General features: G+C 53.9%; 28 protein-coding genes. 9 read left to right on the top strand and 19 right to left on the bottom strand.

Annotation, left to right across the window (positions count from 1 at the left end; all coding sequences use genetic code 11):
- The 4 genes from gspF to gspC are packed head-to-tail and all read right to left on the bottom strand — an operon-like array spanning nucleotide 1 to nucleotide 5,369.
- On the bottom strand, nucleotides 1–1,209 hold the full coding sequence (gene gspF / locus ABGB15_RS13895) for a type II secretion system inner membrane protein GspF (protein WP_276852034.1): 1,209 nt from the start codon (nucleotides 1,207–1,209) through the stop codon (nucleotides 1–3).
- Nucleotides 1,209–2,687: a type II secretion system ATPase GspE gene (gspE, locus tag ABGB15_RS13900; RefSeq protein WP_152084034.1), complete on the bottom strand. Its 1,479-nt coding sequence runs from the start codon at nucleotides 2,685–2,687 to the stop codon at nucleotides 1,209–1,211. The genes gspF and gspE overlap by 1 nt, the downstream gene beginning before the upstream one ends.
- Before the next feature lie 14 nt (nucleotides 2,688–2,701).
- Nucleotides 2,702–4,624, bottom strand: coding sequence for a type II secretion system secretin GspD (gene gspD, locus ABGB15_RS13905; RefSeq protein WP_152084033.1), 1,923 nt, complete (start codon nucleotides 4,622–4,624; stop codon nucleotides 2,702–2,704).
- A 13-nt stretch (nucleotides 4,625–4,637) separates the two neighbouring features.
- Nucleotides 4,638–5,369, bottom strand: a complete 732-nt coding sequence (gene gspC, locus ABGB15_RS13910) for a type II secretion system protein GspC (RefSeq protein ID WP_215723476.1) — start codon at nucleotides 5,367–5,369, stop codon at nucleotides 4,638–4,640.
- A gap of 301 nt (nucleotides 5,370–5,670) precedes the next feature.
- Here gspC and ABGB15_RS13915 point away from each other — a divergent pair, with 301 nt between their 5' ends.
- Nucleotides 5,671–7,248, top strand: coding sequence for a peptidoglycan-binding domain-containing protein (locus tag ABGB15_RS13915; protein ID WP_215723445.1), 1,578 nt, complete (start codon nucleotides 5,671–5,673; stop codon nucleotides 7,246–7,248).
- Entirely contained in the window at nucleotides 7,248–7,886 is a 639-nt protein-coding gene (locus tag ABGB15_RS13920) for a hypothetical protein (protein WP_215723444.1), read from the top strand. Before ABGB15_RS13915 ends, ABGB15_RS13920 begins: the two co-directional genes overlap by 1 nt.
- On the opposite strand, the gene ABGB15_RS13925 is transcribed toward ABGB15_RS13920, so the two are convergent.
- From ABGB15_RS13925 to ABGB15_RS13935, 3 genes are all read right to left on the bottom strand, one after another.
- The gene (locus tag ABGB15_RS13925) at nucleotides 7,887–8,510 is read right to left on the bottom strand and encodes a helix-turn-helix domain-containing protein (RefSeq protein ID WP_152084030.1); all 624 of its coding nucleotides are present in this window, start codon (nucleotides 8,508–8,510) and stop codon (nucleotides 7,887–7,889) included.
- 270 nt (nucleotides 8,511–8,780) lie between these two features.
- Entirely contained in the window at nucleotides 8,781–9,611 is an 831-nt protein-coding gene (locus ABGB15_RS13930; protein ID WP_215723443.1) for an N-acetylmuramoyl-L-alanine amidase, read from the bottom strand.
- A complete protein-coding gene (locus ABGB15_RS13935) occupies nucleotides 9,608–9,931 on the bottom strand; it encodes a heavy metal-binding domain-containing protein (protein ID WP_006174327.1) in 324 nt (107 codons plus the stop codon). The genes ABGB15_RS13930 and ABGB15_RS13935 overlap by 4 nt, the downstream gene beginning before the upstream one ends.
- A gap of 107 nt (nucleotides 9,932–10,038) precedes the next feature.
- Here ABGB15_RS13935 and ABGB15_RS13940 point away from each other — a divergent pair, with 107 nt between their 5' ends.
- The 6 genes from ABGB15_RS13940 (at nucleotide 10,039) to artJ (ending at nucleotide 14,561) form a co-directional block, all read left to right on the top strand.
- Nucleotides 10,039–10,557 (top strand): lipoprotein, encoded by a 519-nt coding sequence (locus ABGB15_RS13940; protein ID WP_215723442.1) that lies wholly within the window; start codon nucleotides 10,039–10,041, stop codon nucleotides 10,555–10,557.
- A gap of 226 nt (nucleotides 10,558–10,783) precedes the next feature.
- Nucleotides 10,784–11,512 (top strand): arginine ABC transporter ATP-binding protein ArtP, encoded by a 729-nt coding sequence (gene artP / locus ABGB15_RS13945; protein WP_152084027.1) that lies wholly within the window; start codon nucleotides 10,784–10,786, stop codon nucleotides 11,510–11,512.
- Nucleotides 11,513–11,531: 19 nt separating this feature from the next.
- Nucleotides 11,532–12,263: an arginine ABC transporter substrate-binding protein ArtI gene (gene artI, locus ABGB15_RS13950; protein WP_215723441.1), complete on the top strand. Its 732-nt coding sequence runs from the start codon at nucleotides 11,532–11,534 to the stop codon at nucleotides 12,261–12,263.
- Between the two features lie 6 nt (nucleotides 12,264–12,269).
- Nucleotides 12,270–12,986 carry an arginine ABC transporter permease ArtQ gene (gene artQ, locus ABGB15_RS13955; RefSeq protein ID WP_152084025.1) on the top strand — a complete coding sequence of 239 codons (717 nt, stop codon included), beginning with the start codon at nucleotides 12,270–12,272 and terminating at the stop codon, nucleotides 12,984–12,986.
- The gene (gene artM, locus ABGB15_RS13960) at nucleotides 12,986–13,654 is read left to right on the top strand and encodes an arginine ABC transporter permease ArtM (protein WP_152084024.1); all 669 of its coding nucleotides are present in this window, start codon (nucleotides 12,986–12,988) and stop codon (nucleotides 13,652–13,654) included. The genes artQ and artM overlap by 1 nt, the downstream gene beginning before the upstream one ends.
- Nucleotides 13,655–13,829: 175 nt before the next feature.
- Entirely contained in the window at nucleotides 13,830–14,561 is a 732-nt protein-coding gene (gene artJ, locus ABGB15_RS13965) for an arginine ABC transporter substrate-binding protein ArtJ (RefSeq protein WP_152084023.1), read from the top strand.
- Nucleotides 14,562–14,646: 85 nt separating this feature from the next.
- Here the strand turns inward: artJ and ABGB15_RS13970 are convergent, their stop codons facing one another.
- The 11 genes from ABGB15_RS13970 to nfsA all read right to left on the bottom strand — a co-directional run bounded on the left by ABGB15_RS13970 (nucleotide 14,647) and on the right by nfsA (nucleotide 25,328).
- Nucleotides 14,647–16,116, bottom strand: coding sequence for an ATP-binding protein (locus ABGB15_RS13970; RefSeq protein ID WP_215723440.1), 1,470 nt, complete (start codon nucleotides 16,114–16,116; stop codon nucleotides 14,647–14,649).
- Nucleotides 16,100–16,807 carry a response regulator transcription factor gene (locus ABGB15_RS13975; protein ID WP_152084021.1) on the bottom strand — a complete coding sequence of 236 codons (708 nt, stop codon included), beginning with the start codon at nucleotides 16,805–16,807 and terminating at the stop codon, nucleotides 16,100–16,102. The genes ABGB15_RS13970 and ABGB15_RS13975 overlap by 17 nt, the downstream gene beginning before the upstream one ends.
- Nucleotides 16,808–16,902: 95 nt before the next feature.
- A complete protein-coding gene (gene rlmC, locus ABGB15_RS13980) occupies nucleotides 16,903–18,033 on the bottom strand; it encodes a 23S rRNA (uracil(747)-C(5))-methyltransferase RlmC (protein ID WP_215723439.1) in 1,131 nt (376 codons plus the stop codon).
- Nucleotides 18,034–18,073: 40 nt separating this feature from the next.
- On the bottom strand, nucleotides 18,074–18,571 hold the full coding sequence (locus tag ABGB15_RS13985) for a YbjO family protein (RefSeq protein WP_215723475.1): 498 nt from the start codon (nucleotides 18,569–18,571) through the stop codon (nucleotides 18,074–18,076).
- Nucleotides 18,572–18,613: 42 nt separating this feature from the next.
- Entirely contained in the window at nucleotides 18,614–19,459 is an 846-nt protein-coding gene (potI, locus tag ABGB15_RS13990) for a putrescine ABC transporter permease PotI (protein WP_152084018.1), read from the bottom strand.
- Nucleotides 19,456–20,409 carry a putrescine ABC transporter permease PotH gene (potH, locus tag ABGB15_RS13995; protein WP_152084017.1) on the bottom strand — a complete coding sequence of 318 codons (954 nt, stop codon included), beginning with the start codon at nucleotides 20,407–20,409 and terminating at the stop codon, nucleotides 19,456–19,458. Before potH ends, potI begins: the two co-directional genes overlap by 4 nt.
- Before the next feature lie 9 nt (nucleotides 20,410–20,418).
- Complete coding sequence (gene potG / locus ABGB15_RS14000) at nucleotides 20,419–21,552, bottom strand: putrescine ABC transporter ATP-binding subunit PotG (protein ID WP_131632878.1); 1,134 nt, start codon at nucleotides 21,550–21,552, stop codon at nucleotides 20,419–20,421.
- A 96-nt stretch (nucleotides 21,553–21,648) separates the two neighbouring features.
- Nucleotides 21,649–22,761, bottom strand: coding sequence for a spermidine/putrescine ABC transporter substrate-binding protein PotF (gene potF, locus ABGB15_RS14005; RefSeq protein WP_152084016.1), 1,113 nt, complete (start codon nucleotides 22,759–22,761; stop codon nucleotides 21,649–21,651).
- 351 nt (nucleotides 22,762–23,112) lie between these two features.
- Entirely contained in the window at nucleotides 23,113–23,589 is a 477-nt protein-coding gene (locus ABGB15_RS14010) for a YbjN domain-containing protein (protein WP_003858385.1), read from the bottom strand.
- A 62-nt stretch (nucleotides 23,590–23,651) separates the two neighbouring features.
- Nucleotides 23,652–24,554 (bottom strand): 30S ribosomal protein S6--L-glutamate ligase, encoded by a 903-nt coding sequence (rimK, locus tag ABGB15_RS14015; RefSeq protein ID WP_152084015.1) that lies wholly within the window; start codon nucleotides 24,552–24,554, stop codon nucleotides 23,652–23,654.
- 51 nt (nucleotides 24,555–24,605) lie between these two features.
- Complete coding sequence (gene nfsA / locus ABGB15_RS14020) at nucleotides 24,606–25,328, bottom strand: nitroreductase NfsA (RefSeq protein WP_152084014.1); 723 nt, start codon at nucleotides 25,326–25,328, stop codon at nucleotides 24,606–24,608.
- Nucleotides 25,329–25,514: 186 nt separating this feature from the next.
- Between nfsA and ABGB15_RS14025 the strand changes: the two genes are divergently transcribed.
- Entirely contained in the window at nucleotides 25,515–25,784 is a 270-nt protein-coding gene (locus tag ABGB15_RS14025; RefSeq protein WP_014069504.1) for a GrxA family glutaredoxin, read from the top strand.
- Between the two features lie 30 nt (nucleotides 25,785–25,814).
- Here ABGB15_RS14025 and ABGB15_RS14030 read toward each other — a convergent pair whose 3' ends face one another.
- Nucleotides 25,815–26,189 (bottom strand): inner membrane protein YbjM, encoded by a 375-nt coding sequence (locus ABGB15_RS14030; RefSeq protein ID WP_152084013.1) that lies wholly within the window; start codon nucleotides 26,187–26,189, stop codon nucleotides 25,815–25,817.
- Nucleotides 26,190–26,316: the final 127 nt, after the last annotated feature.

Raw genomic sequence — 26,316 nt, forward strand, 5'->3', positions numbered from 1 at the left:
TTAACCTACCATATTATTAAGTTGCAGAAGCGGTTGTAATATTGACAGGACGATGAATAAAACAATCGTCGCCATTGATACCACCAGCGCCGGTTCAAATACCGACAGCGTTAATGTAATACGATGCTGTAATGCTGATTCCTGGTTTTCCGCCGCGCGGTCCATTAAATTGCCTAATTCACCGCTCTCTTCACCGGAGGCAATCATATAGAGCATGGTCGGCGGGAATAATTTCGCCTGCTCCAGCGCCGCATATAATGACGCCCCCTGGCGCACAGTATCGGCAGCCTGCTCCAGCACCTGCCGGGCATAGAGGTTTTCGATACCGTCCATCGCGATATACATCCCCTCCAGCAGCGGCACGCTGCTGGCCTGCAGAATACTCAGAGTACGGATATAACGGGCGCTGTTGATGGCGCACACCAGCTTTTTAATCGGCGAGCCGTTCACCAGCCAGCTGTGCCAGCGAAAGCGGTTTTTGGCATTTTTGAGCCAGGCTTTAAAGCCGATAAATCCGCCCGCGAGGCTACCCGCAATATAGATACCGTAAGCCTGCAGGAAATCGCTCACCGCAATCAGCGTGCGGGTGGTGATCGGCAGTTGCTGTTTCATATGGGTGAACTGCTCAATCACCTGTGGCACCACCGCCACCAGCAAAATGCTGATCACCGCAATGGCCACGACGGTCAACGTAATCGGGTAGACCATCGCCTGCGTCAGCTTGCTTTTCATCTTCTGGCGCTGCTCGTTATACTCCGCCAGCTTTTCCAGCACATCGCCGAGGTGACCGGTTTTTTCACCTGCCATCACCAGCGTGCAATAGAGCTTGTCGAAGGTGCGAGGAAACTGGCTGAATGCATCAAACAGCGTATGCCCTTCCACCACTTTTTCGCGGATCTCCACCACCATCGACGCCAGCTTTTTATCTTCCGTCTGCTTCGAGATCGCCTTCAGCGCACTCTCCAGCGGCAGCGCAGCATTAACCAGCGTGGAAAGCTGACGGGTAAACATCGACAGCACCGGCGTAGTGAGCTTTGCCCCGGTTTTCGCTTTCCCGGCGGCAGTGGCCTCGCGGGTTTCGGTAATTGTGACCGGCATCAGCTTTTGCTCGCGAAGCCACTGGCGAACCTGCTTTTGCCCTTCGGCCTGCAGCGTGCCGCGTCGGGTTTTCCCTGCCGCGTCCGTTGCCGTCCATGCCCAGGAAGCCATTACTCATCCCCTCCGCGCTCGGCAGTAACGCGCATCACCTCTTCCAGTGACGTCACGCCGCTAATCACCTTCAGCAGCCCGTTTTCGCGCAGGCTGTAGGCCTGCTTAAACAGCTGCGTTTCGATGGACATTTCATCTTTGTCTTCATGGATGGCGCGGCGCATGGTGCTGTCCACCACCAGAAACTCATGAATACCGGCACGGCCCTGATAGCCGCTCTGACGGCAGTGCTCACAACCTACCGCGCGGAAGATCGCTTTCGGCGGCGTGTCCATAAAGCTGAACAGCGCTTTTTCATTGTCATCCAGCGGACTGGTGGTACGGCAGTGCGTACACAGCCGACGTACCAGACGCTGGGCAATGACACCGAGCAACGATGACCCGATTAAGAAAGACTCCAGCCCCATATCGCGAAGACGCGTTATTGCCCCTGCGGCGCTGTTGGTGTGCAGCGTAGACATGACCAGGTGACCGGTAAGCGAGGCCTGCACCGCGATTTGTGCGGTTTCACCATCACGAATTTCCCCGATCATCACCACGTCCGGGTCCTGGCGCAGGATAGCGCGCAGCCCGCGGGCAAAGGTCATGTCCACGCGCGGGTTAACCTGCGTCTGTCCCACCCCTTCCAGCTCGTACTCAATTGGATCTTCAACGGTCAGAATGTTACGTTCATGGCCGTTCAGCGCCGAAAGGATCGCGTACAGGGTGGTACTTTTACCGGAACCTGTCGGCCCGGTGACCAGGATAATGCCGTGCGGGCGGTCAATCAGCCCTTTTAACTTCTCCAGTTCCTCATCAATCAACCCAAGTTTGTTGATATCTGGCTTCAAATTACTTTTATCGAGCAGGCGCATAACGACGCGTTCGCCGTACTGAGACGGGATCGTCGACACACGCACGTCAATCGCCTTGCGGCCAATGCGCAGAGAGATGCGCCCGTCCTGCGGCAGACGTTTTTCGGCGATATCCAGTTTTGACATCACCTTAATACGCGACACCAGCAGCGGCGCGAGTTTACGCGCAGGCTGCAGCACCGGGCGCAACACACCATCAACGCGAAAGCGAATGCTCAGCGTGCGCTCAAACGTTTCGATATGAATATCCGATGCACCGTCTTTGACCGCCTCACCAAGAATGGCGTTGATCAGGCGGATCACCGGCGAGTTTTCGTCGTTATCAAGCAGATCCTCGTTATCCGGGATCTCCTCGGTCAACGCCATCAGATCGATATCCGCATCCATATCATCCACCAGCTGCTGGGAGACGCCGCTGTTCTGCTGCCAGATTTTTGCCAGCATCTCCTCAAACGCTTCCGGCGTCAGGATCACCGGGACGAACGTGCGCCCCAGTACCCGGCGCACCTCCAGCAGCGCAAACGCTGGCGTATCATCACGGATATAAACATCCTCGTTGTAAAACAACACGCCGTTATCTTTCGCGTAGCTACTGCTACACAGCGCTTTACTCAGTTCGTCCACATTGCACCTCCGCCTTACTCTTTAAACGGATTGCGTGATGCGCTGGCGCTGGTTTTCACCGGGGCTGCGCTTGCTGAAGGAAAATCGGGCAAGACGGGGTTATCGGCCGGTTCAAGAATGCCGAGCTTTTTCTCTTCCACACGCTGCTGCTGGCGGGCGCGGATTTGGTCATATTTTTCCTTCGACGCCGCGCTGTAGTTGTCGTCGTCGCGCAGCACCGTGGTATGGATAAAGACCATCAGGTTGCGTTTTGACGAATCCTGCGAGGTGTAGCGGAACAGCTGACCGACCAGCGGAATATCGCCCAGCAGCGGTACTTTGGAGACCGTCTGTTTGGTGACGTTTTCCATCAAACCGCCAAGCACCACCGTCTGACCACTGTGCACCATCACTTCGTTATTAATGGTGCGCGTGTTGAACGTTGGGCCAAGGCTGGCATCTTCCGTTGCGTTGTTATCCACGCTGGAAACTTCCTGCTCGATTTTCAGGTGGATCATGTCGCCATCGTTGATTTGCGGCACAATTTTCAGCTTCGTACCGACCGTTTTACGCTCAACGGAGTTAAACACGTTATCGCCACTGGTGGTCTGCGAGCCGGAAAGCACCGGCACATCCTGACCGACGTTAAACGACGCTTCTTTGTTATCCAGCGTCACGACGCTTGGCGTAGAAAGAATGTCATTTTTGCCGTCAGTGGAAAGCGCGGTCATCAGTGCGCCGAAATCACCGTTAAAGAAGCCCGTTGCCAGACCGGTAAAACTCGCGCCTTTCATGGTGCCGTTCTTAATCTGGCTGATTGGCAGGCCGGTTGAACCGAACTGCACGCCACCGTGCTTGCTCGTCCACTGCACGCCGAGATCCAGTCCGTTGCCGTCCTGGACTTCCGCAATGATCGCTTCCACCAGAACCTGCGGACGACGAATATCGAGCTTGTCGATCACCTTCTCAAGGGAGTTCATCACGTTAGGCTGCGCGGTGATCACCAGTGAGTTGGTTGATTCGTCGGCGGTAATATTCAGGTCACCTGACGCAGGCGCAGTTTTGCTTTTCGGCGCACCGGCCTTGTCTTTCAGCTGCTCGCCGATTCCGGTCAACACCGGGACAACTTTGCTGGCGTTGGCATATTTCAGGTAAAACACGCGGGTATTACCTTCATTGTTCTGCTCGCGATCCAGCTGGCCGATCAGCGAGCGGGTACGGGCACGCGCCCCTTCCGAACCGCTAATAACCAGGCTGTTGGTTTCATCGTCCGCCACCACTTTGGTCGCCAGCTGCGGTGCGTTCTGCCCTTTCTGCTCTTCGTTGTTGAGGTTATTCAACATATCCGAAAGCTCTTTGGCAGAAGCAAAGCGCAGCGGCACGATCTCGCGGCGCTGAATACCGTCTTTATCGACGCGTTGCACCAAATCCACCAGGCGGTTTACCACCGAGGCTTTACCGGTTAACAGCAGGACGTTCGACGGTTCAAAGTGCACCACGTTGCCGATACCGGACGCATCGTTGAGCTGGCGCAGCAGCGGGGCCAGTTCACGCACAGGAACGTTTTCCATGCGCACAACGCGGGTGATAATCTCATCACCTTTACCCGGATTTTTGCTGTCAGCAACCGGAGCACCTGCCGTGCGTGCCACGCTTGAGCGCACCACTTTGACCATGCCGTTGTCCATCGGGATCACCGACAGCCCGTACAGATCCAGCACGCTTAAGAAGAACTGGTAATACTCATCTTCCGTCAGCACGTTATAGGTTCTGACCGATACAGACCCCTGAACGGAGGGATCGACCAGAATGGTTTTGTTTAGGTTGCGGCCTACCGTATCGATAAATTCACGGATATCGGTGTTTTTAAAACTGGCGCTAAAGTTGGCTGCAAGCAGTGAACTCGAATATAACGACAATGCGGTCAGCGCCACGCACGCCCAGGGAAATTTCTTCATGTCTGTACACTTGTTAATTGTTTAGAACATTAACCCGAATATTTTCAAGGTGAGCGTGACGTCTGACGACGACCTCCGCTTCTTTCATATTTGACCAGTTAGCAATAATATTTTTTGCCTGTGTTTCATTGGTCATATCAACAGAGTTGACTTCTATAGCCACATCCCCTTTTTTCAGCCCGGAATGGCTGTAAAAAGAGGACACATTCCGTGGATTGATGTTGTAACCCTCCAGCTGGCCCTTTTCGATTAACGGTTTTAACACCAGATAATCATCCAGGTGCACACTGTCAGCCCCCGCGTCCTTTGTCGATTTGGTTACCGGGCCGCTGTTAACGCCGCCCTTAAAATAATCGGGTGTTTTTAATGCCAGTACCTGCGAAGTACCTTCGTAATTAATCACCACATTGTCTTTATTGATTGTCTCAATATACGCGTCGCTGAAACCGGAAAGATTTTCACCTTCACGATAGCTTTTCTGACCGCCCGGCGTCTTGATAACGGCGAAGGAGAGCCAGGCATCATCACTGCTGACAATGCCTTCAATCTCAGCGGCTAACGGAGCTTTCGCCGCCGCACGCGGGTTCTCCTGACGCACCGCGGCAGTAAAAAGAGTAAACGCTTTGTCACTCTGGCGCTGTTGAGGCTTTTTGACGTCAGCATTCGCCAGTTTATTTGAAACTTTTTTATAATCTTTATAGATCACATACCCTTGCTGGCCGCAAAAAATCAGCGACACAAACATAATACAGGGTGTTATCCACCGGGAGAGAAATGAGAAACTCATTATTCATCTGGCCTTTAGCAAAGCGAAAATAAGCAGCGTCGTGCTGCGCCAATATGTGATGCAAATAGTAAATAGTCGGCTCAAAATCGACCACCTGCTTTGCCATTAACTTTGATGAAGAAAAATATTGACCGGGAAAAAACCAGATGTTAAGGCTGAAAGACAGGTTATTTTTACTCTGACTGCAAATTGACCAGACGTAGCGCTTAGCTTACTTTTTCGTCCCAGTGCTATTCATGTAAAGAGACGGTAAGTCGTTATGTATCAGAGTCATTTTAATTTTAAAAATCCGCCATTCAGGAAGGTCACCCGCGTATCGGGTGACTTTTTTGTGCCTTATCATCAGGACGTGTTCAACCTGCTGAAGGAGAAAACCCGGACGGCGGGAATTACCGGGCTCTTTTGTCACGACACCGCGCTGCTTTGCCAGTTCAGCGATGCGCTGAAAGCCGCCTGCCGCGACGTACTTTCTGTAAATGCTTTTCCAAAACTGAGTGCCAGTAGCCTGCTGTACAAACTCAGCCCGGAGAGTAAAGAGAATAAAAGCCGCGTCCAGGCAGTCGATGCCGTACTGCGTCACTGGCTTGAAGAGAGCACTTCCCGCAAGACGAAAAGTAAAGTGCTGGTGATTTCCCACATGGAAGCCATGAAGGAGAGCTGCCGGGAGGTACTGGGAATGTTGCTGGCCCGTGCGCAGGAGCTTGAGTTTCAGTTAGCGATTGTGCTGACGGGCGCAGTGGATCAGGAAACGGTTCTGGTGCAGCAGTCAGGGCTTCAGGAGTTTGTGCATACGCACCATGTGGTGCGTGGCCTGACCTGCCGTGAATATCTCAGCTATGTGCAGGCGCAATGCGAGGAACTGGGCTGCGAAACAGCACCGTTATCTCCCGCCCGCGTTCGCAAAATGCATACGCTAACAAAAGGTCACATCAGTAAATTCAATGAACTGGCGCACCTGTCCCTGCTTGCCGCCTGGACGGAACGCGCAGCACAGGTGAGCCCGCGTCATTTACGTCTGGCCGCTGGCGAAATCCTCCCCGCGAAAAGACCCGGTAAGCGCCTGGCAACCGTTGGACTTTTCGCCTCTGTATTATTCGCTGCCTGCGGCTGGTATTTAACATCGTCAATCAACGCCAGGCTGCCGGTTCAGTTGCCGGTGCCGATCAGCTGGAAACAGCAGACCCCGAAAGCAGACGTGCCTGTCGTGCCGGTCATCGACAATGAAATGGTCAACCAGCCGGATGCCATGCACCAGCTTTACCTGATGTGGGGTTACGACGCGTCGGCGGAAGACGCGCTGTGTCAGAACGCCGCCAGGGTTAACCTGATGTGTAAACAGGGAAATGCCTCGCCGGATGCGCTGGCACACGAAGGCTATCCGTGGGTGAGTGAAATGAAAACCGGTAATCACCTTAATTATGCCGTTGTTGCCCGCGTCGGGGACAGCTCAATCGACCTGCTGATGAATAATCGTACCTGGCAGGTAAGCCGCAGCTGGTTTAACCAACATGCGACCGGGAATTACACGCAGCTGCACCGCCTGACGCCAGAAGGTAAAGACGCTATCAGTGCCGCCAGCGACAGCAAAGAGCTGGCGTGGCTCGATCAGCAGTTGAGTCTGGCACTTTCGCAGCCCGAAACACACGCCCAGACCTGGACGGCGGAGTTAATGAAACGCACCCGCGCGTTCCAGCAGAAGGCTAATCTGCATGTGGATGGCATTCCGGGAGAAGAGACACTGATGCAGTTAATGCGGGATACCAATACCACGCCGAACGTGTTGATCCAGACATCCCGTTCAGAACCCGCCGCGAAAACGCAGGAGAAGAGTTCCTAATGTCTACCATCTGTCTTGCGGCCCAGCGCAGTTACGTTACCGGGGAGGCGGTCTGGTTTTCATACCGCGTCCCCAGCCTGAGAAAAGTCGTCGGTCATACCTTTTTATGGATGCTCGGGCTTTGTGCCATGCTCGTTGCCGGGCTTTACGCACACGTTTACTGGAACTTGCGACACCCCGCACCTGAACCGGTAAAAGCAAGCGTCGCCAAACCTGAAACGCAATTGTCGGATATGCATTACGTGTATGTGAGTAAACCTTTCCCGCATCCACACCCGAAACCTGCGCCGGTGCATGAGGAGATCCCCGCGATGCAGGATCTGCCAATTAATAACGACGACGCTGACTGGCAACAGGCACCTGACGGTAATATTCCGCACGATACGTCACGTGATACGTTACCAGGAACAGAGGCGCACGATGATGTCGACGCCGTTCAGAATAGCCGTACAGATAATGACGATACATCATTAAAAGAATTATTCAGGCAGGCGCTCAAAGAACAAGAGCAGGATTATGCGCAAGGGAAAATTCCCGCGCCGCCGGTTGACGAAACGCAGGATAATTCGCAATCTGGGATGCTACATAAAGATAATTCCCGGCCTCCGTTAAGTGAAAAAGGAGACCGGCTGGAGTAATTAATATTTTTCAGGCAGTGCGGTGAGATTAAGAAGTCGACCTTTTTCCACCACAATGTATTGACCTTTCTTCAGGTCAGAGAGGATTTTAATAATGGTGCTGCGAGCCAGATTAGTGTACTCCTGAATGTAATCATAAACATTAATATCGCGTTTATGTTCAACAATCAGTTCATTAATTTCATATAAAAACTCGCGTACAACAGAATACGCACTGCGGGCAACCAGAACGTCATCACGTTTGCTCAGCATGCAGACATAGCAGGCAAGCACTTTAGCCAGCTCAGGCCAGAGATTTTTATCGGTCATCAGCTGTGTAAAAACATCTTTTTTTATGGAGCGGACAACGGTATTTGCACGCACAAGCCCATACATGTGGGTTGAATGATAGAAGATGGATGAAAGACCGAAAATGCACTGCCCCTGAACGGTGAACATACATAATTCGTCAGATTCGCGTCGGAATTCTACTTCGCCGCTGACGATAATATGAATATACTGGGAATCAGCAGTGGAGATTTTCTGCCATTTCTTTAACGTTTTTTCTTCGAAACCTGACGTTGCAGAAATAATAGCGTCCATTTCGTTTTGTGGACGTAATTTTTTAGCATAGATGCTTAACATTGTTATACCCGTTATAAGATGTGAACTTTAAAAAGCAGGACTGAGGTTAAATAACCTGAGTCCAGGAATATTTTCCTGATAATGTTCTCAAAGAGAGAATAAAAAACTGATGCTTTAAATATTTTTTTGCTGCATTGCTTAGCAAGCTATGTGTCCATCTTAAATCCGGATAATTTTAAGTCAATTAACTAAAAATGAATTGAATTTGTACCTAAGATTAATCTTAAGAAAAACATGAGAAAAATACGTCTTTGGGGGTAAACCCAAGGATTACCCCTGTCCGTATTTCTCTAAAAGTGCTTCGGCGATCGCCATGGTTTCTCTATCAGCAACGCCATTCCATAACTGCGGACGAAAATGCATCTGGAAAACGCTAATGACTCTTTTCTGCTGCGCTGGTGTGCTGTTTTCAGGCACGTCATAGCCGTAACGCGCTAAGAGGTCGAGAAGCATCGCGGTATCGACCGCCTGAAAGCGTGGTCGACCGTTCAGATAAAACGTCACGCGTTCGGGATCGGGCCAGGCACCAATCCCCTGCTGCGCCAGTTCGCGCCAGGGAAACAGCGGGCCTGGATCGTCTTTACGCTGAGGGGCGATATCGGAATGGGCCACCACGTTCTGCGGTTTAATGTTGTAACGGGTAATAATGTCTCTGGCGAGCGGGATAAGCGCCGCGATTTGCGCAGGCTCGAAGGGGGCGAATGTTTTCACGCCCTCATTCATCTGCCAGCCACGGTTTTCCAGCTCAATGCCGACAGACGTGTCGTTGATACGGTTTGTACCGCGCCAGAAGCTCAATCCGGCATGCCACGCCAGTTCACTTTCAGGCACCAGTTGCCAGATGCGCGGTTTGCCATCCGGTGCAGGAGGTTTAGCTGGGATAAGATAGTGAGAACTGACGTTTTTGTCGGTTAACGTCGCCAGCGAGGTGTCGAAATCATCGGCGGTGTAGTGGATCACCAGCACCTTTATACGCGGGTACGCCGCCTGCGCCTGGTGACGGGTATCCAGCTCGTAGGTGCCTTTATCAACAATGCCTTTTTCGGTAGTACATCCTGCCAGCAGCAGCGCCAGCAGGAGTGTGGATAGCGAGCGTTTCATCGACGCGTTTTCACCGCCGTACCGCTTACGCTCACCATCAGCATGCTGGCATCTTTACCAACGGTCTCATAATCAATATCAATACCCACAACGGCATCCGCGCCCAGCGCTTTTGCCTGCTCGCCCAGCTCCTTAAACGCGATTTCGCGCGCCTTACGCAGCTCTTTTTCGTAGGCCCCCGAACGGCCACCGACGATGTCGCGGATACCGGCAAAGAAATCCCGAAAAATATTCGCGCCGAGAATAGCTTCGCCCGTGACCACGCCGCAATATTCGGTAATCGGCTGCCCTTCCAGGGTTGGCGTTGTTGAAAACTGCATACTTACTCTCCTTCTTTAGCGTTCAATGCCTTAGGCTATAACTTCAACAGCATTATCGGTTCGTTACGCTATGATTGAAAGGATAGTTAATAAATAAGGAAATCAACATGCGCTACTCTGCTTTAACGCTTTTAGTGCCGTGCGCGCTGGTGCTCAGCGCCTGCACCACCCCGGTCACGCCAGCTTTTAAGGATATCGGTACGCGTAGCGGCCCTTGTATTGAGGGCGGCCCGGATACCGTGGCGCAACAGTTCTATGATTATCGCATCCAGCACCGGGGTAACGACATCACCGCCCTGCGCCCGTACCTGAGCGATAGTCTGGCAAAACTGCTGAACGACGCTTCGCGCGATCCACAGCATAATGCGCTGCTCAAATCCGACCCGTTCTCCAGCCGCGCAACGCTGCCGGATAGCGTCGAGGTCGCCAGTGCTTCAACGATCCCGAACACCGATGCGCGAAACATTCCGCTGCGCGTGAAGCTGACTCAGGGTAGCCAGACCTGGCAGGATGAAGTGCTGATGATCCGCGAAGGCCAGTGCTGGGCGGTAGACGACGTGCGCTACATCGGCGGCAACGTTCATGCCCCGGCTGGCACGCTTCGCCAGTCGATTGAGAACCGCTAAGTCATCCGTTATAAAAATGTTAACCCCGTAAAATGTCCGGCATTTCATGCGGAATGCCGACATTTATACTCGCCGTCATTGCCCATCGCTATTTTGTGCTATGTTTAGAGAGGATTACGGGTTATATTTAACTTTTAACGCAGAAATATTGCATAACTATTCTGTCAACGGTACTATCTGCGGCCTCAATTGCTATAGATTGCCTGGATGAGTAAAGACTGCCCCGATGAGTATTCAACTAAACGGCATTAACTGCTTCTACGGCGCACACCAGGCGCTGTTTGACATTACGCTGAACTGCCCGGAGGGCGAAACGCTGGTTTTGCTCGGCCCAAGCGGCGCAGGCAAAAGCTCCCTTCTGCGCGTCCTTAATCTGCTTGAAATGCCCCGTTCAGGTACGCTGGCGATTGCCGGTAACCATTTCGATTTTGCGAAAACGCCGTCTGATAAAGCGATCCGCGAGCTGCGTCAAAACGTCGGCATGGTCTTTCAGCAATACAACCTCTGGCCGCACCTGACCGTCCTGCAAAACCTGATTGAAGCGCCTTGCCGCGTGCTCGGTTTAAGCAAAGACCAGGCAATGGCGCGCGCCGAAAAGCTGCTGGAACGTCTGCGTCTTAAGCCGTACAGCGATCGCTATCCGCTGCACCTCTCCGGTGGTCAGCAGCAACGCGTGGCGATTGCCCGTGCGCTGATGATGGAGCCTGCGGTGCTGCTGTTTGACGAGCCAACCGCAGCGCTGGACCCGGAAATTACCGCCCAGATCGTGAGCATCATTCGTGAACTGGCGGAAACTAACATTACTCAGGTCATTGTGACTCACGAAGTGGAAGTGGCGCGTAAAACCGCCAGCCGCGTGGTTTACATGGAAAATGGGTATATCGTTGAGCAAGGTGACGCGAGCTGCTTCACAAACCCGCAAACCGATGCCTTTAAAAATTACTTATCTCACTGATGTGTTAGGGAAAATGATAATGAAAAAAGTATTGATTGCCGCGCTGCTTGCTAGCGTCAGCCTTTCCGCTACCGCAGCCCAGACTATTCGTTTCGCCACCGAAGCGTCTTATCCTCCGTTTGAATCTATCGATGCAAACAACAAAATTGTTGGCTTCGATGTGGATCTGGCAAACGCTTTATGTAAAGAGATCGACGCGACCTGTACTTTCAGTAACCAGGCGTTTGACAGCCTGATCCCAAGCCTGAAGTTCCGTCGTATTGATGCCGTGATGGCCGGTATGGACATCACCCCTGAGCGTGAAAAACAGGTTCTGTTCACTACGCCTTACTATGACAACTCCGCGCTGTTTATTGGTCAGAAAGGTAAATACACCTCTGTTGATCAGCTGAAAGGTAAGAAAGTCGGCGTGCAGAACGGCACCACGCACCAGAAATTCATCATGGATAAACATCCGGAAATCACCACCGTTCCGTATGACAGCTACCAGAATGCGAAGCTGGATCTGCAGAATGGCCGTATCGACGGCGTATTCGGTGATACCGCAGTCGTGACCGAATGGCTGAAAGCGAACGATAAACTGGCCGCCGTAGGTGATAAAGTAACGGATAAAGATTACTTCGGCACTGGCCTGGGTATCGCGGTTCGTCAGGGCAACACTGAGCTGCAGCAGAAATTCAACACTGCGCTGGAAAAAGTGAAGAAAGACGGCACCTACGAAACCATCTACAAAAAATGGTTCCAGAAGTAATTCCTGATGAATGAAATTTTTCCTTTAGCAAGCGCCGCCGGGATGACCGTCGGCCTTGCCGTTTGCGCACTGGTTATCGGCCTGGCGCTGGCGATGTTCTTTGCGGTGTGGGAGTCAGTCAAATGGCGTCCCGTCGCATGGCTTGGCTCAGCGCTGGTCACGGTATTGCGCGGACTACCGGAGATTCTGGTGGTCCTGTTTATCTATTTTGGCTCGTCACAGCTACTGTTAACGCTGTCGGACGGCTTTACGATTAATCTTGGATTTGCACAGATCCCGGTGCAAATGCAGATAGAGAATTTTGACGTCAGCCCGTTCCTGTGTGGCGTGATTGCCCTCTCCCTGCTCTATTCTGCGTATGCCTCGCAAACCCTGCGCGGTGCGCTGAAAGCCGTACCACAGGGGCAATGGGAATCCGGTCAGGCGTTAGGCCTGTCGAAAGCGGCAATTTTCTTCCGCCTGGTGATGCCGCAGATGTGGCGTCATGCCCTGCCGGGCCTGGGGAACCAGTGGCTGGTGCTGCTGAAAGATACCGCGCTGGTGAGCCTGATCAGCGTTAACGATTTGATGCTGCAAACCAAAAGTATCGCCACCCGCACCCAGGAGCCCTTTACCTGGTACATCGTGGCGGCGGCTATCTACCTGGTGATCACGTTGCTGAGCCAATACATCCTTAAGCGTATTGACCTGCGTGCAACGCGTTTTGAACGGAGACCAGGCTGATGCTTGAGTATTTACCCGAGCTAATGAAAGGGCTGCACACCAGCCTGACGCTGACCGTGGCATCCATCATCGTGGCCCTGATTCTGGCGCTGATCTTTACCATCATCCTGACGCTGAAAACGCCGGTGCTGGTGTGGATTGTACGCGGCTACATCACTCTGTTTACCGGTACGCCGCTGCTGGTGCAGATCTTCCTGATTTACTACGGACCGGGCCAGTTCCCGTCTTTGCAGGAGTATCCGGTTGTCTGGCATCTGCTCTCTGAGCCGTGGCTGTGCGCCCTGATCGCGCTCTCCCTGAACAGTGCCGCGTATACCACGCAGCTGTTCTACGGTGCGATCCGCGCGATCCCGGAAGGACAATGGCAGTCCTGCGGGGCGCTGGGGATGAGCAAAAAAGATACGCTGGCGATTCTGCTGCCTTATGCCTTTAAACGTGCGCTCTCCTCGTATTCCAACGAAGTCGTGCTGGTGTTCAAGAGTACCTCGCTGGCCTACACCATCACATTGATGGAAGTGATGGGCCACGGGCAGTTGCTGTATGGACGTACTTACGACGTGATGGTATTTGGTGCCGCAGGTCTGGTGTATCTGGTGGTCAATGGTTTGCTGACGCTGATGATGCGTCTGATCGAGCGTAAAGCGTTAGCGTTTGAGCGCAGATCGTAGGCCGGATAAGCGCAGCCCCCCGGCAAGAAGTGCATAAATGTGATTTATCAATGCGGGTAACTTTCTGGTTATCCGCATTTTTTTATCCACAAATAAATATTTAATCATTTATATTGCATACAAATTCATTAAATGGCATTGTACTTTCATAAGACCTACAGACGGGAGTATGACAATGAAAAAGTTAGTTCTGGCCGCATTACTGGCAACTTTCGCCGCTGGCGCTACAGCGGCAGAGAAAATCAATTTTGGCGTTTCAGCCACCTATCCACCATTTGAATCGCTGGATGCCAGCAACCAGATCGTCGGTTTTGATATCGATCTCGCGAAAGCCGTGTGCAAACAGATGCAGGCCGACTGCACGTTCACCAACCACGCGTTCGACAGCCTGATCCCGTCTTTGAAATTCAAAAAATACGACGCGGTGATCTCCGGGATGGACATCACGCCGGAGCGTAGCAAACAGGTTTCTTTCACCGACCCGTACTACGCGAATTCCGCGGTGGTGATTGCGAAGAAAGGGGCGTACACCTCTTTTGACCAGTTGAAAGGCAAGCGCATCGGGATGGAAAACGGCACCACGCACCAGAAATACCTGCAGGACAAACACCCTGAAGTGAAAACCGTGGCCTACGACAGCTACCAGAATGCGATTATCGACCTGAAAAATGGCCGTATTGATGGGGTGTTTGGTGACACTGCCGTCGTCAACGAGTGGCTGAAAACCAACCCGCAACTGGGTACGGCGACGGAGAAAGTCACCGATCCGCAATATTTCGGCACGGGCCTGGGCATTGCGGTGCGTCCGGATAACAAAGCCCTGCTGGAAAAACTGAACGGCGCGCTGAAAGCGATTAAAGCAGACGGCACGTATCAAAAAATCAGCGACCAGTGGTTCCCGCAGTAATGTCTTTTGCCGGGTGACGGCTTCGCCTTACCCGGCCTACGGGGGTGGTCTGTAGGCCGGATAAGCGCAACGCCATCCGGCAACTCTACAGCGGCACAAAGAAGCGAAAACGCGCCCCGCTCACCGAATCCATCAGCCTGATCCCACCGCCGTGCAGCTCCAGCATCCGTCTCACAATGAGCAGCCCTAAGCCGCCACGATTCTCCCGCGATGCCTGGGAATTTAACGCAGAAGGACGCTGAAACAGATCGTCGCGTAGCGCCGCATTCACCCCCGTTCCGCTGTCTGCCACTTCAACCTGCAGTTGCTCATTCTCCTGCCACACCGCCAGACGGATTTCTCCGCCCGCAGGCGTATGGCGGATCGCATTATCCAGCAGGTTTGTCACCACCCTCTCAATCATCGACACATCCGCATTAACCAGCGGCAGTGGACCCGGCACATCAATATGCAGATTCAGTTCGCGCGTGCGGGCGGTCAGTTCGAACTTCTGCGCCACGTCAGAGATAAGCTCCGCCATCGCGAAGCGTTCGCGCTGCGGCTTAATGCCACCATGTTCCAGGCGCGCCAGTTCAAACAGCTGCTGCGAAAGGTGACGCACCTTTTGCCCCTGACGCAGCGCAGTGGCGAGATACTGCTGATGCTCCTGTGGCGTCAGCGTGGCGGACTTGAGCGACAAGGTTTCCAGATACCCCAGCAGCGAGGTGAGCGGTGTGCGCAGATCGTGCGAAATATTGGCAATAAACTCCCGGCGCTGACGGTCGCTGTCGGCCAGTTGATCCCACTGAGAAATTATTTTGCGTGCAAGCTCGATAAAGGTGTTGCGCAGAGTCACCACTTCATCATTTGCCGCGGGCTCCAGCGGCTGTGCCGCCAGCTGTTTGATGGCGCTAATGCTGTCCTGCTCCAGCCCTGCGACGTCCGTCGTCAACTGTTTTACCGGACGCGTCACCCAGTACCAGAGCAGCAGCCCTGTCAGCAGACCAAAGAGCGCCACCAGCAACAGAGACCACATCGCCGTGCTCCAGAGCGCTTTATGCCACGCCATCTCTGCCAGCGCGTTTGACTCTTCGCCCTGGAGAATAATGTACAGATAGCCTTTAAGCTCACCGTCCTGGCGTAGCGGCATGGCGCTGAAAACCTTTTGATTCTGGCTACGCGGGTCGTCGCCGTAAACCGGCATTGCCGCACCGCTGAGAAACGTCTGCAGCGGCGCAATGTCGATTTTTTGCCGCTGGATATGGCCTGGCGGTGCCGCATCGGCCAGCAGTTCACCGTCCGGAGAGACGACATAAAGCTCAACGCTCGGATTAAACGTCATCAGCCGATCAAACAGCGGCTTCAGTACGTCACGATCAACCCTGCCCTGGGCGTTCAAAATCGGTTCACGCTGTACAATCTGCTGCGCCAGGCCACCGGAGAGCCGCTGTACCATGGCATTGCCGTATTGCATGCTGTTGTAAAGCTGCACCGCGCAGGCGACGGCGGCGCAGAGCATCATCAGCAGAATGAACAGCAGCGTCAGCCGCTGGCTCAGGCTAAAGCGCCGCATCATGCTTCAGCTCCGCAAATTTGTAGCCTTTGCCCCAGACGGTGCGAATGATCTCCGGCTCGGCGGCATCTTTCTCAATCTTGATGCGCAGGCGGTTAATGTGTGTGTTAACGGTGTGTTCATAGCCCTCGTGCTGATAGCCCCATACCTGCTCCAGCAAAGCGAGACGGGAAAAGACTTCACCGGGGTGGCGGGCAAAGAAGTACAGCAGTTCAAACTCGCGCGGAGTGAGATCGACGTCTTGCCCGTTCAGGCGTACCGTGCGTGCCAGCGGATCGATCGTCAGGCCGTGAGCGTGAATGAGGCCGGAAGTCTGCACCTGCCCCATCGCCTGCTGGCGGCGAAACAGCGCTTTAATGCGCGCAATCAGCTCCTGCACCGAAAACGGTTTTGCCAGGTAATCATCGGCCCCGGTTTCCAAGCCGGTAATGCGGTCCGTCTCGCTGCTACGGGCGCTGATGATAATAATCGGCAGGTAGCGCGTCATCTGACGGATGCGACGGCAAATCTCCAGACCATCGACGCCGGGGAGCATTAAGTCGAGGATCACCGCATCCCACGGCTGTGCTTCAAGCCGCTGTAGTGCATTGCCGCCGTCGGATTCATGGGTGATGGTGTAGCCTTCGTCTTCTAAATTGAGACGCAGGAGTGCTGCGATATCGTGGTCATCTTCCACCAGCAGGATCTGCTTCATGGGTAAGCCTTAATTCATTTCGTTGTCTTAAGATTACCTGATTTCGCAGGGATGAAGAGTTCACATTTTGTTTAAGGTTATGCGATGGCTATGGATTAGCGCGTTTTCACCAACAACGTCAGCACTTCATAATGCGCGGTATGCGGGAACATATCGAAAAGCTGAACGCGTTCAATACGGTAGCCCGGCAGGTCAGCAATGTCTTTCGCCATCGTCTGCGCGTTGCAGCTGGAGTAGATGAGGTAATCTGGTGCCATCTGGCTGAGATAGTCACACAGGGCTTTACCAATGCCGCGACGCGGCGGGTTGACCAGCACCAGCTCCGGCACGTTGCCCTGGCCGGTCGCAAAGCGGGTGGAATCCAGCGCCTGAAAATGAAGATTCGTTAGCCCCAGTTCCGCGGCGGATTGTTTCGCACAGGCAATGGCTTCGGCGGAAATTTCGATCCCGGTCAGCTGCATTTCGGGCGTGGCGCAGTGCAGGCCAAAACCGCCCACGCCGCAGAACAGATCCCACATATGATGGATGTTCAACGCGCGAACCCAGTCGCGTGCGGTGGCATACAGCGCGCTCGCGACGGTCGGGTTAGTCTGGAAGAAACTTTGCGGGCGAACCCACAGCGGCACATCATTAAAACGCTCTGCCAGCGCGTGCTGTTCGGTGAAGAAAATCTCTTTCTCCCCTTCCATGATGGCCATATGCACAGGCTGAATATTGGCGGTAATGACCTTTAATTGTGGAAGCTGCTGCTGGAGCCACGGCAACGCCGCGCGCAGTTGTTCCAGTTTGGCTTCCGAGCGCAGCACGAAGCGCAGCATCATCCCGCCATCGAGCTGGCTTTCAGTCAGCAGAAGGTATTTCAGCTCACCGCGCTTGCGGGCAACGTTATAGGGCGTTAACCCTGCGCGAGCAATAAACGGTTTGAGCGCGGTGAAAACCGGTGCAAATGAGGCAGGATAAAGCGGACAACCGGTCAAATCTTCCGGTGTGCCGTCGCGATGCAGCATACCCAGCAGCGGTTTTTCAACGCTGCCGCTGACCACCATTTTGGCTTTATTACGAAAACCCTGTTCTGGCCCGCTAACAGGTGCGCACCACTCTCCCACCGCGTGTTCAGCCAGCAGCTGTTGCAGATCGATCATTTTAGCGGTGAGTTGTTGAGGGACGGGCTGTTCTATCCACTGACAGGAGCGGCAGCGTCCGGCGTCATAGAGTGCGCACTGCATATGAAAACCTTCAGGAAAACGAGGGCTGCGATTATACACATTATTGCAGGCGGAAGAACCGTCGGCTGGAGGCAGGTGCAAAGAGCAGGAACAGCACCAGCATATCCGGGAGTTTTTGCATCATCAGCGAGTGAAAAATCTCGCGTCGGGAGCCGCCGGGAATACTGAACAGCTCCGGGTAGCCATACCCCAGCGAGGCGGCCCACAGGTAACTAGCAGCCGTGACCTGCGTCAGCAGATAGACCCAACGCGCCCAGTTTCGCCCTCTGACCAGCGAAAATGCGCAGTAAATCTCGATAAAAACCAGCACCAGGCTGCTGAAAAAAACCAGCGTCAGATTCCACGTCTGCACACTGCGGTGAATAAACTCACCGATGCCGCGCGCGCCTAAGGTATTCAGAATCATCAGCACGTCCAGACAGCGGATCATAATAATGGCGAGCGCCGCCACCTGCACCAGCGCAGGAACGTTCGGACGAGCGTGCGTATGACGTGATTTTTGTAAGAATCCCAATGTTTTTACTTCCCTGAAAAACAGTGCCGCGTCATGCGCGGCACTTCACTGGGAATTTTAAATGCTTCAGCCGCGTCTTGCACGCTGGATATCACGCACACGCTGTTTTTCCGCGCGCGCCATCAAATACCAGGCGATAAATCCGACAATTCCGACCACGCCAAGGATGATAGAGGCCAGGGCGTTGATTTCCGGGTTGACCCCCATGCGCACGCTGGAGAAGACCAGCATCGGCAGCGTCGTCGCCCCTGGGCCGGAGACAAAGCTGGCGATAACCAGATCGTCGAGCGAGAGCGTAAACGCCAGCAGCCAGCCGGAAATCACCGCAGGCATAATCATCGGCAAGGTAATGATGAAAAAGACCTTCAGCGGCGTTGCACCGAGATCCATCGCCGCCTCTTCAATAGAGCGATCCAGCTCGCGCAGGCGGGAGGAGATGACCACCGCAACATAGGCAGTACAGAACGTGACGTGCGCCAGCCAGATGGTCAGCATGCCGCGATCCGCCGGCCAGCCGATGGCGTGCGCCAGCGCCACAAACAGCAACAGCAGCGAGAGGCCGGTGATAACATCCGGCATCACCAGCGGCGCGGTGATCATAAAGGCAAAACCGTTCGCCCCGCGGAAACGACCAAAGCGCACCATCACCAGCGCGGCAATCGTCCCCAGCACACAGGCCATCGTCGCCGCCAGCGCCGCAATGGTCAGACTTAAACCCACCGCACTCATCATCGCATCGTCGTGAAACAGTTCGCTGTACCAGCGCGTCGACCAGCCCGCCCAGACAGTGACCAGCCTGGAGCTGTTGAACGAGTAGATCACCAGCATCAGCATCGGCGCATACAGGAAGGTAAAGCCAATCACGAGGATCAGAATTCGCCACGGGGAGCGCACTACCGGTAAGTTGTTCATCCGTGATCTCCCATCTGTTTCTGCTGATGTTTATGGAACCACATGATCGGCACGATCAGCAGCAGCAACATGACGATCGCCACCGCCGAGGCCACCGGCCAGTCGCGGTTGTTGAAGAACTCCTGCCACAGCACACGGCCAATCATGATGCTGTCCGGCCCGCCGAGCAGTTCCGGAATGACGAACTCACCGACAGCAGGGATAAAGACCAGCATCGACCCGGCGATAATCCCGCCTTTGGTCAGCGGCACAATCACGCTGAAAAAGGTCTTCAGCGGGCGTGCGCCCAGGTCCAGCGAGGCTTCCACCAGCGAGTAATCAATACGCGTCAGCGCCGTGTAGATCGGCAACACCATAAACGGCAGATAGGCGTAAACAATCCCGATGTAGACCGCGAGGTTGGTGTGCAAAATCGTCAGCGGCTGGTCGATAACGCCCAGCCACATCAGGAAATTATTCAGCACGCCGTTGTTTTTCAGGATACCCATCCACGCATAAACGCGGATCAGGAATGAGGTCCACGACGGCAGGATCACCAGCAACAGCAGGATGTTACGCGTCGACGGCTTGCTGTGCGCCACCGCCCACGCCAGCGGGTAACCCATCACCAGACAGCAGATCGTCGAGATCGCCGCCACCTGCAATGACTGCAGGTACGCTTCGAAATAGAGCGGATCGTCGGTGAGCTGCAGGAAGTTGCCGAGATTTAGCGTCAGCGTCAACTGGCCGTCTGCCCAGTCCAGCAGGTTGGTATACGGCGGGATCGCCCGCGCCATCTCCGCCAGGCTGATCTTAAAGACAATCAGGAACGGCAGCAGGAACAGCAGGATCAGCCAGATATACGGCATGGCGATCACCAGCTTGCGGCCATGCGCCATCTGCATACGCGCCAGCCAGTGCGCAAAGCCGCCTGGTTTTTTTACGCGGGCTGGAGGTTCAAGTGTGCTCATGATCGCTCCTTATACCGTCAACACGACGCAACTGTCTGCATCCCAGCACAGGCGCACTTCGTCGCCCCAGGTCGGCTGTCCCTTGCGATAGCGATGTTCGTTCTGCAACTGGGCGCTGAGCATCTGTCCGCTTTTCAGGCGCACATGGTAAATAGAGAGGTCGCCCAGATAGGCAATGTGCACCACTTCTCCGACGGCAAAGTTATAGCCATCAGCAGGCGGCTCGTCGCAGAGCATGATTTTTTCCGGACGCAGAGCAACATAGACCGGCACGTTGTCCACCACCGAGTTATCAGGGTCGACCTTCAGCGGATGCACCAGCCCCGGCGATTCGATGACCAGCCCATCCTCCTGACGATCTTTCAGCAGCCCCTCGAAGACGTTGACCGAGCCGATGAACTCCGCGCTGTAGCGGGTGGTTGGGTGCTCGTAAATCTCTTCCGGCTCGCCTATCTGCACGAATTTACCGCGATTCATGATCGCAATACGTCCGGCCATGGTCATCGCCTCTTCCTGGTCGTGGGTCACCATCACGCAGGTCACGCCCACGCGCTCCAGGATATCCACCACTTCCAGCTGCATGCGGTCACGCAGTTTTTTATCCAGCGCCCCCATCGGTTCGTCGAGCAGCAGCAGTTTCGGGCGTTTCGCCAGGCTGCGGGCCAGCGCCACACGCTGACGCTGGCCGCCAGAGAGCTGGTGTGGTTTACGCTTCGCGAACTCCTGCATGTGTACCAGGCTCAGCATCTCGGCCACGCGCGCGGTGATTTCGGCTTTCGGCAGCTTGTCCTGCTTCAGGCCAAAAGCAATGTTCTGCTCAACCGTCATGTGCGGAAACAGCGCGTAGGACTGGAACATCATGTTGATTGGGCGCTGGTACGGCGGCACGCTGGAGAGATCCACGCCGTCCAGCACAATCTGTCCCGCGGTGGGCTGTTCAAAGCCTGCCAGCATACGCAGCAGTGTGGATTTGCCACAGCCAGAGGCACCGAGCAGAGCAAAAATTTCGCCTTTATAGATTGTCAGGCTGACGTCGTCCACGGCATGCTGGCCGTCGAAGGATTTAGTGAGGTTACGGATTTCAAGAAGCGGGGTCAGCGCTTTACGGACTTTCGCCTGCGGGCGGGGGATCGCATCATTCACGGGGTGTTCTCCGGCAGAAATCAAACTGGTGCAGGCGCACCAGAACGGTGCGCCAGTTGCCGGGGTCGCTACGCTTGCCCGGCCTACAACAAAGGGTTATTTACCGCTTTTCACCTTCGTCCACGCACGGGTCCGCACGCGGTCAATTTTCGGCTCCTGAACTTTCAGGGTGAACAGCTTGGCAAAGACATCCGCCGGTGGATAAATTGCCGGATTATTGCGGATCTCTTCACTGACCAGCGGCACAGAAGCCTTGTTACCGTTGGCGTAGTAAACGTGGTCGCTGATATGGGCGATCACGTCCGGACGCATCAGGTAGTTGAGGAACTGATACGCTTCTTCTTTGTTTTTCGCATCAGCAGGCATGGCGAAGACATCAAAGAACGCCAGCGCCCCCTCTTTTGGAATGAAGTAAGAGACATTCACGCCGTTTTTCGCCTCTTTCGCGCGGTTAGCCGCCTGCCAGACATCGCCCGCCCAGCCGATGGCCACACAGATGTCGCCGTTTGCCAGGTCGTTAATGTACTGAGAGGAGTGGAAATAGCGAATATTGGGACGCAGCTTCAACAGCAGGTCGGTGGCCGGACCGGTGTAATCATCGGCTTTGTTGCTGTTCGGATCTTTACCTAAGTAATTAAGCACAGTGGCGAAAATCTCTTCCGGCGCATCAAGGAAGGAGACACCGCAGCTTTTCAGCTTCTCAAGGTTTTCCGGCTTCAGCACCAGATCCCAGCTATCCAGCGGAACATCTTTGCCCAGCACCGCTTTCACTTTATCGACGTTATAGCCGATGCCGGTGGTCGCCCACAGATAAGGCATCGCGTATTTGTTGTCCGGGTCGTGTTTTGAAATCAGCTTCAATACTTCCGGATCGAGGTTTTTCCAGTTTGGTAATTTGCTCTTATCGAGCGGCTGGAAGACACCCGCCGTGAGCTGGCGCTCAAGGAAGCTGGCAGACGGCACGACCAGGTCGAAGCCGGTACTGCCCGCCATCAGTTTTCCTTCCAGCACTTCGTTGGAATCGAACACATCGTAGACCACTTTAATGCCGGTCTCTTTTTCAAAATTCGCGACGGTGTCCGGCGCAATATAGTCAGACCAGTTATAAACGTGCAGCGTTTTTTGTTCCGCAGCGAGCGTGCCGGCAGAGACGGCCATCAGAGCACCCGCAACCAGACCCGATAACCATTTTTTATTCAAGGCGATCATATCGTTATTCCTTCTGAAAGCTCGTTAACAAACGAACTAAAACTGTGCAATCTGAAGATATGCAATAATCATGCATAGTTTGTCGCTCTGCCTGAAATAAAAATAAACCGCTTTTCCCGGCAGGAACCGCTCGCTTTTTTAAGCATCGCAAGAATAACTGTAGCCCGTGTCTCCGGCTATAGCCCAGACGAAAAAACGCCTTTTATCAATTTTTTATGCAGGTTATGTCTACGTGATAAGCCGAAATGGCCTTTGAGGAGGTGAAAAATTCTTTAAAGAAAGGTTAAATGCAGCAGAAAAAATGGCGTTACGCAGCCGCTCTGGCAGCGACTGCGCAAAAGTCAGCCAGGCTCAGTGAAGAAAATTGGGAGATGCATCATTATTCTCTGCATCATCTTCTGCGCTGTACAGCAGATGATGTGCATTGGCTTCCATCATGACCATCGAAATTTGCTCTTCGCTCAGGCGCATAAACCAGGCGAACTGCTTAAAGGAGAGGCCAGCACCGGAGAATAAAGACTGGCAAACAACCAGTTTCGGCAGATTATCATCCTGTATGTCGAGAAATGCTTTTACTGTCAAAGAACTGGCATTAATGGCCGACAGATCTGACGCCAGCGCCAGCAGCGCCGACGGCTTTACCTCAGCCAGCGCAGAGAAAAGAATGACATCGTTAATCAGATCGATTTTGGCATCAAAAATGCCATCGAAATTTTGCATATGAGGCAGATGCAGCGCCTGACAGGAGTCGCATTCAAAGAAAGTGATACCGGCATCATCGAGCCATTGACGTAACGTATCCAGTGTTGGAACGACCTGTAAATCCATCGCTGTGCAGCCTCTTTAAAAATAATTCGCCTAGATTACGCAAAAAGTGCGCGTTAATCCATTTACCCGCCCGTTTTCAGGCAGAATCCCGGCGTTGCATGACGTTCAATCCATCTGATCATTTTACCTGCAATATCGACGCCTGTGGTTTTTTCCACGCCTTCCAGCCCTGGCGAGGCATTCACCTCCATCACCAGTGGGCCACGTGTTGCGCGCAGCAGATCCACACCGGCGACGTCCAGGCCTAACGTTTGTGCCGCTTTCACGGCAATCTCGCGTTCACGATCGCTGATACTGGCCACCCGCGCCACCCCGCCCCGGTGTAAATTAGAGCGAAAATCGCCCTCCTTCGCCTGACGTTCAATCGCAGCAACCACTTCGTCTCCGACCACGAAACAGCGAATATCGCGACCTTTGGCCTCTTCGATATACTCCTGCACCAGAATGTGAGCGTTAAGGCCACGAAAGGCGTCGATCACGCTCTCCGCCGCCTGACGCGTTTCTGCCAGCACCACGCCAATGCCCTGAGTGCCTTCCACCAGCTTGATCACCAGCGGCGCGCCGCCCACCATGTCGATCAGATCGCTGGTGTCATCCGGCGAGTGGGCGATGCCGGTGACGGGCAAATCAATGCCCTGACGCGCAAGCAGCTGCAAAGAGCGCAACTTATCGCGGGCACGCGAAATAGCGACAGATTCATTAAGAGGATAGCTACCGAGCATTTCAAACTGGCGCAACGCGGCAGTACCGTAGTAGGTAATCTGAGAACCAATGCGGGGGATCACCGCATCATAATGCGGTAACCGGCGGCCTTTATAATGAATAGACGACGCCGCAGGATCGATATTCATATAGCAGGAAAGCGGATCGAGGATCTCAACCTGATGGCCGAGTTTACCCGCCGCTTCTCGCAGGCGTTTACATGAATAGAGCGTTCCATCCCTGGACAAAATGGCAATTTTCACCCTGCACCTCGCTAAAGACATGGAAAAAGCCTGCGTATCATACAGAATGAACTATCGCGTCGCCCAGCCCTGTTTGTGCAGATAATCGAGAATAAACGGGCGGTTTTCTTTAATGATAGTGCGACGGATATGGTCGCTCCAGGTATCGCGGCGGTTGTTGCTGTCGCGCGTCAGATAGTAGTTCGCCAACTCTTCATCGTATTGATTCAGCACATCCTGGTCGACCGGCTGATAGTGGTTTTCATGCACCAGCATCGCAGCAGGAATGCGCGGTTTCAGATCCGGGTTATCCGCCGGCCAGCCGAGGCACAGGCCAAACAGCGGCAGGACGTGTTTAGGCAACTGAAGCAGTTCGGTGACGCTTTCGATATTGTTACGCAGGCCGCCAATATAAACGCCGCCTAATCCCAGCGACTCCGCCGCCGTGAAGGCGTTTTGCGCCATTAAAGCGGTATCGACGACACCCAGCAGCAGCTGTTCGGCCAGGCCCAGTTCGGCTTCAGGGCAAATCTGCAGATGGCGGTTAAAGTCAGCGCAGAACACCCAAAATTCAGCCGCCTGGGCGACGTGTTTTTGTCCGCCCGTCAGGGTCACCAGCTGTTCACGCATTGCCGGGTCGGTAATGCGGATAATGGAGCTGCACTGCAGGAAACTGGAGCTGGATGTCCCTCTTGCGCTGTCGATAATCGCGTCGCGCTGCGCCTGGGTGATCGGCTCATCGGTGAAATGGCGAATGGAACGATGGGAACGTAACAGGTCAATTGTCGGCGTCATTTTCTCTCTCTTTGTCTGTCTTTACGCGGTATGGCAGCCAGTATAGGCAAACATCTTCGTCATGTAATTGGCGAAACATAGCTCGTAGATATTAAAGCGACAGGTGAAACCTTCTTTCCATGACGGCAGGTTATCGTGCACTATACGCGTCATTCGCCGTCAGGCTTGTTTTTTGAGGAGAGAGAAATGTTTGCAGTAATTTTTGGTCGTCCGGGATGCCCTTACTGCGTGCGCGCAAAAGAACTGGCTGAGAAACTGACCGAAGAGCGTGATGACTTTAACTTCCGCTATGTGGATATCCACGCGGAAGGGATCAGCAAAGCCGACCTGGAAAAGACCGTCGGTAAACCGGTTGAAACCGTCCCGCAGATCTTCCTCGATCAGAAACACATTGGCGGCTGCACTGATTTTGAAGCCTACGCTAAAGAAAATCTGGGCCTGTTTGCGGCTCAGTAACGATAAAAAAGCCCTCAACTGAGGGCTTTTTTATTTGTGGTGCCGCCTGTGCATAATCAGGCTTCGCACAAATAAGAAGCACAGCGCCCCAAGCGCGCACCAGAATACCGCACTCAATAACCACGCCAGCTCCTGCCAGAACGTTCTCGACGTGATAAATACCAGACGCATCAACAGCAGACACAACGGTGCTGCCAGAATCGCGCCTAATAACGGTTTAATCACCTCTCCACCACGGGAAAGAAAACTGGCTGCCGCACCCGGCAGGGTGAAAAAGAGCAGTCCCAGCTCCGGATGGCCGGAGGCCCTGAACGCCCCCTTCACATTAAAAGCTAACGACACGCAAACGACCGTAAACAGCAAAAAGCAGCTGATCACCCCCGCCCAGTTTCGCTTAATGTTCAAACTATCCTCCTGACTTATCTCTATCAAATACACATTCGTCCGATGGACGCCCAGTCAGATAAAGCATCGTGGCAATCCTTGCCAAAGCACGCACAGGGTAATGCGATAATAGGTGGCTGTTGATAGC

Origin of the sequence: Enterobacter sp. MALB-1 (assembly GCF_041021625.1) — a bacterium.
Taxonomy (GTDB): Bacteria; Pseudomonadota; Gammaproteobacteria; order Enterobacterales; family Enterobacteriaceae; genus Enterobacter; species Enterobacter oligotrophicus.

Excerpts from the sequence above, each read along its gene's own strand:
- gspD (WP_152084033.1), bottom strand. The coding sequence starts at position 4,624 with ATGAAGAAATTTCCCTGGGCGTGCGTGGCGCTGACCGCATTGTCGTTA.
- rlmC (WP_215723439.1), bottom strand. The coding sequence starts at position 18,033 with ATGCAGTGCGCACTCTATGACGCCGGACGCTGCCGCTCCTGTCAGTGG.
- artM (WP_152084024.1), top strand. The coding sequence starts at position 12,986 with ATGCTTGAGTATTTACCCGAGCTAATGAAAGGGCTGCACACCAGCCTG.
- gspF (WP_276852034.1), bottom strand. The coding sequence starts at position 1,209 with ATGGCTTCCTGGGCATGGACGGCAACGGACGCGGCAGGGAAAACCCGA.
- ABGB15_RS13925 (WP_152084030.1), bottom strand. The coding sequence starts at position 8,510 with ATGTTAAGCATCTATGCTAAAAAATTACGTCCACAAAACGAAATGGAC.
- artI (WP_215723441.1), top strand. The coding sequence starts at position 11,532 with ATGAAAAAAGTATTGATTGCCGCGCTGCTTGCTAGCGTCAGCCTTTCC.
- ABGB15_RS14010 (WP_003858385.1), bottom strand. The coding sequence starts at position 23,589 with ATGGATTTACAGGTCGTTCCAACACTGGATACGTTACGTCAATGGCTC.
- ABGB15_RS14025 (WP_014069504.1), top strand. The coding sequence starts at position 25,515 with ATGTTTGCAGTAATTTTTGGTCGTCCGGGATGCCCTTACTGCGTGCGC.
- nfsA (WP_152084014.1), bottom strand. The coding sequence starts at position 25,328 with ATGACGCCGACAATTGACCTGTTACGTTCCCATCGTTCCATTCGCCAT.
- artP (WP_152084027.1), top strand. The coding sequence starts at position 10,784 with ATGAGTATTCAACTAAACGGCATTAACTGCTTCTACGGCGCACACCAG.
- ABGB15_RS13940 (WP_215723442.1), top strand. The coding sequence starts at position 10,039 with ATGCGCTACTCTGCTTTAACGCTTTTAGTGCCGTGCGCGCTGGTGCTC.
- artQ (WP_152084025.1), top strand. The coding sequence starts at position 12,270 with ATGAATGAAATTTTTCCTTTAGCAAGCGCCGCCGGGATGACCGTCGGC.
- potF (WP_152084016.1), bottom strand. The coding sequence starts at position 22,761 with ATGATCGCCTTGAATAAAAAATGGTTATCGGGTCTGGTTGCGGGTGCT.
- ABGB15_RS13935 (WP_006174327.1), bottom strand. The coding sequence starts at position 9,931 with ATGCAGTTTTCAACAACGCCAACCCTGGAAGGGCAGCCGATTACCGAA.
- ABGB15_RS13975 (WP_152084021.1), bottom strand. The coding sequence starts at position 16,807 with ATGAAGCAGATCCTGCTGGTGGAAGATGACCACGATATCGCAGCACTC.
- potI (WP_152084018.1), bottom strand. The coding sequence starts at position 19,459 with ATGAACAACTTACCGGTAGTGCGCTCCCCGTGGCGAATTCTGATCCTC.
- ABGB15_RS13915 (WP_215723445.1), top strand. The coding sequence starts at position 5,671 with ATGTATCAGAGTCATTTTAATTTTAAAAATCCGCCATTCAGGAAGGTC.
- artJ (WP_152084023.1), top strand. The coding sequence starts at position 13,830 with ATGAAAAAGTTAGTTCTGGCCGCATTACTGGCAACTTTCGCCGCTGGC.
- ABGB15_RS13930 (WP_215723443.1), bottom strand. The coding sequence starts at position 9,611 with ATGAAACGCTCGCTATCCACACTCCTGCTGGCGCTGCTGCTGGCAGGA.
- potH (WP_152084017.1), bottom strand. The coding sequence starts at position 20,409 with ATGAGCACACTTGAACCTCCAGCCCGCGTAAAAAAACCAGGCGGCTTT.
- ABGB15_RS13970 (WP_215723440.1), bottom strand. The coding sequence starts at position 16,116 with ATGATGCGGCGCTTTAGCCTGAGCCAGCGGCTGACGCTGCTGTTCATT.
- ABGB15_RS13920 (WP_215723444.1), top strand. The coding sequence starts at position 7,248 with ATGTCTACCATCTGTCTTGCGGCCCAGCGCAGTTACGTTACCGGGGAG.
- gspC (WP_215723476.1), bottom strand. The coding sequence starts at position 5,369 with ATGTTTGTGTCGCTGATTTTTTGCGGCCAGCAAGGGTATGTGATCTAT.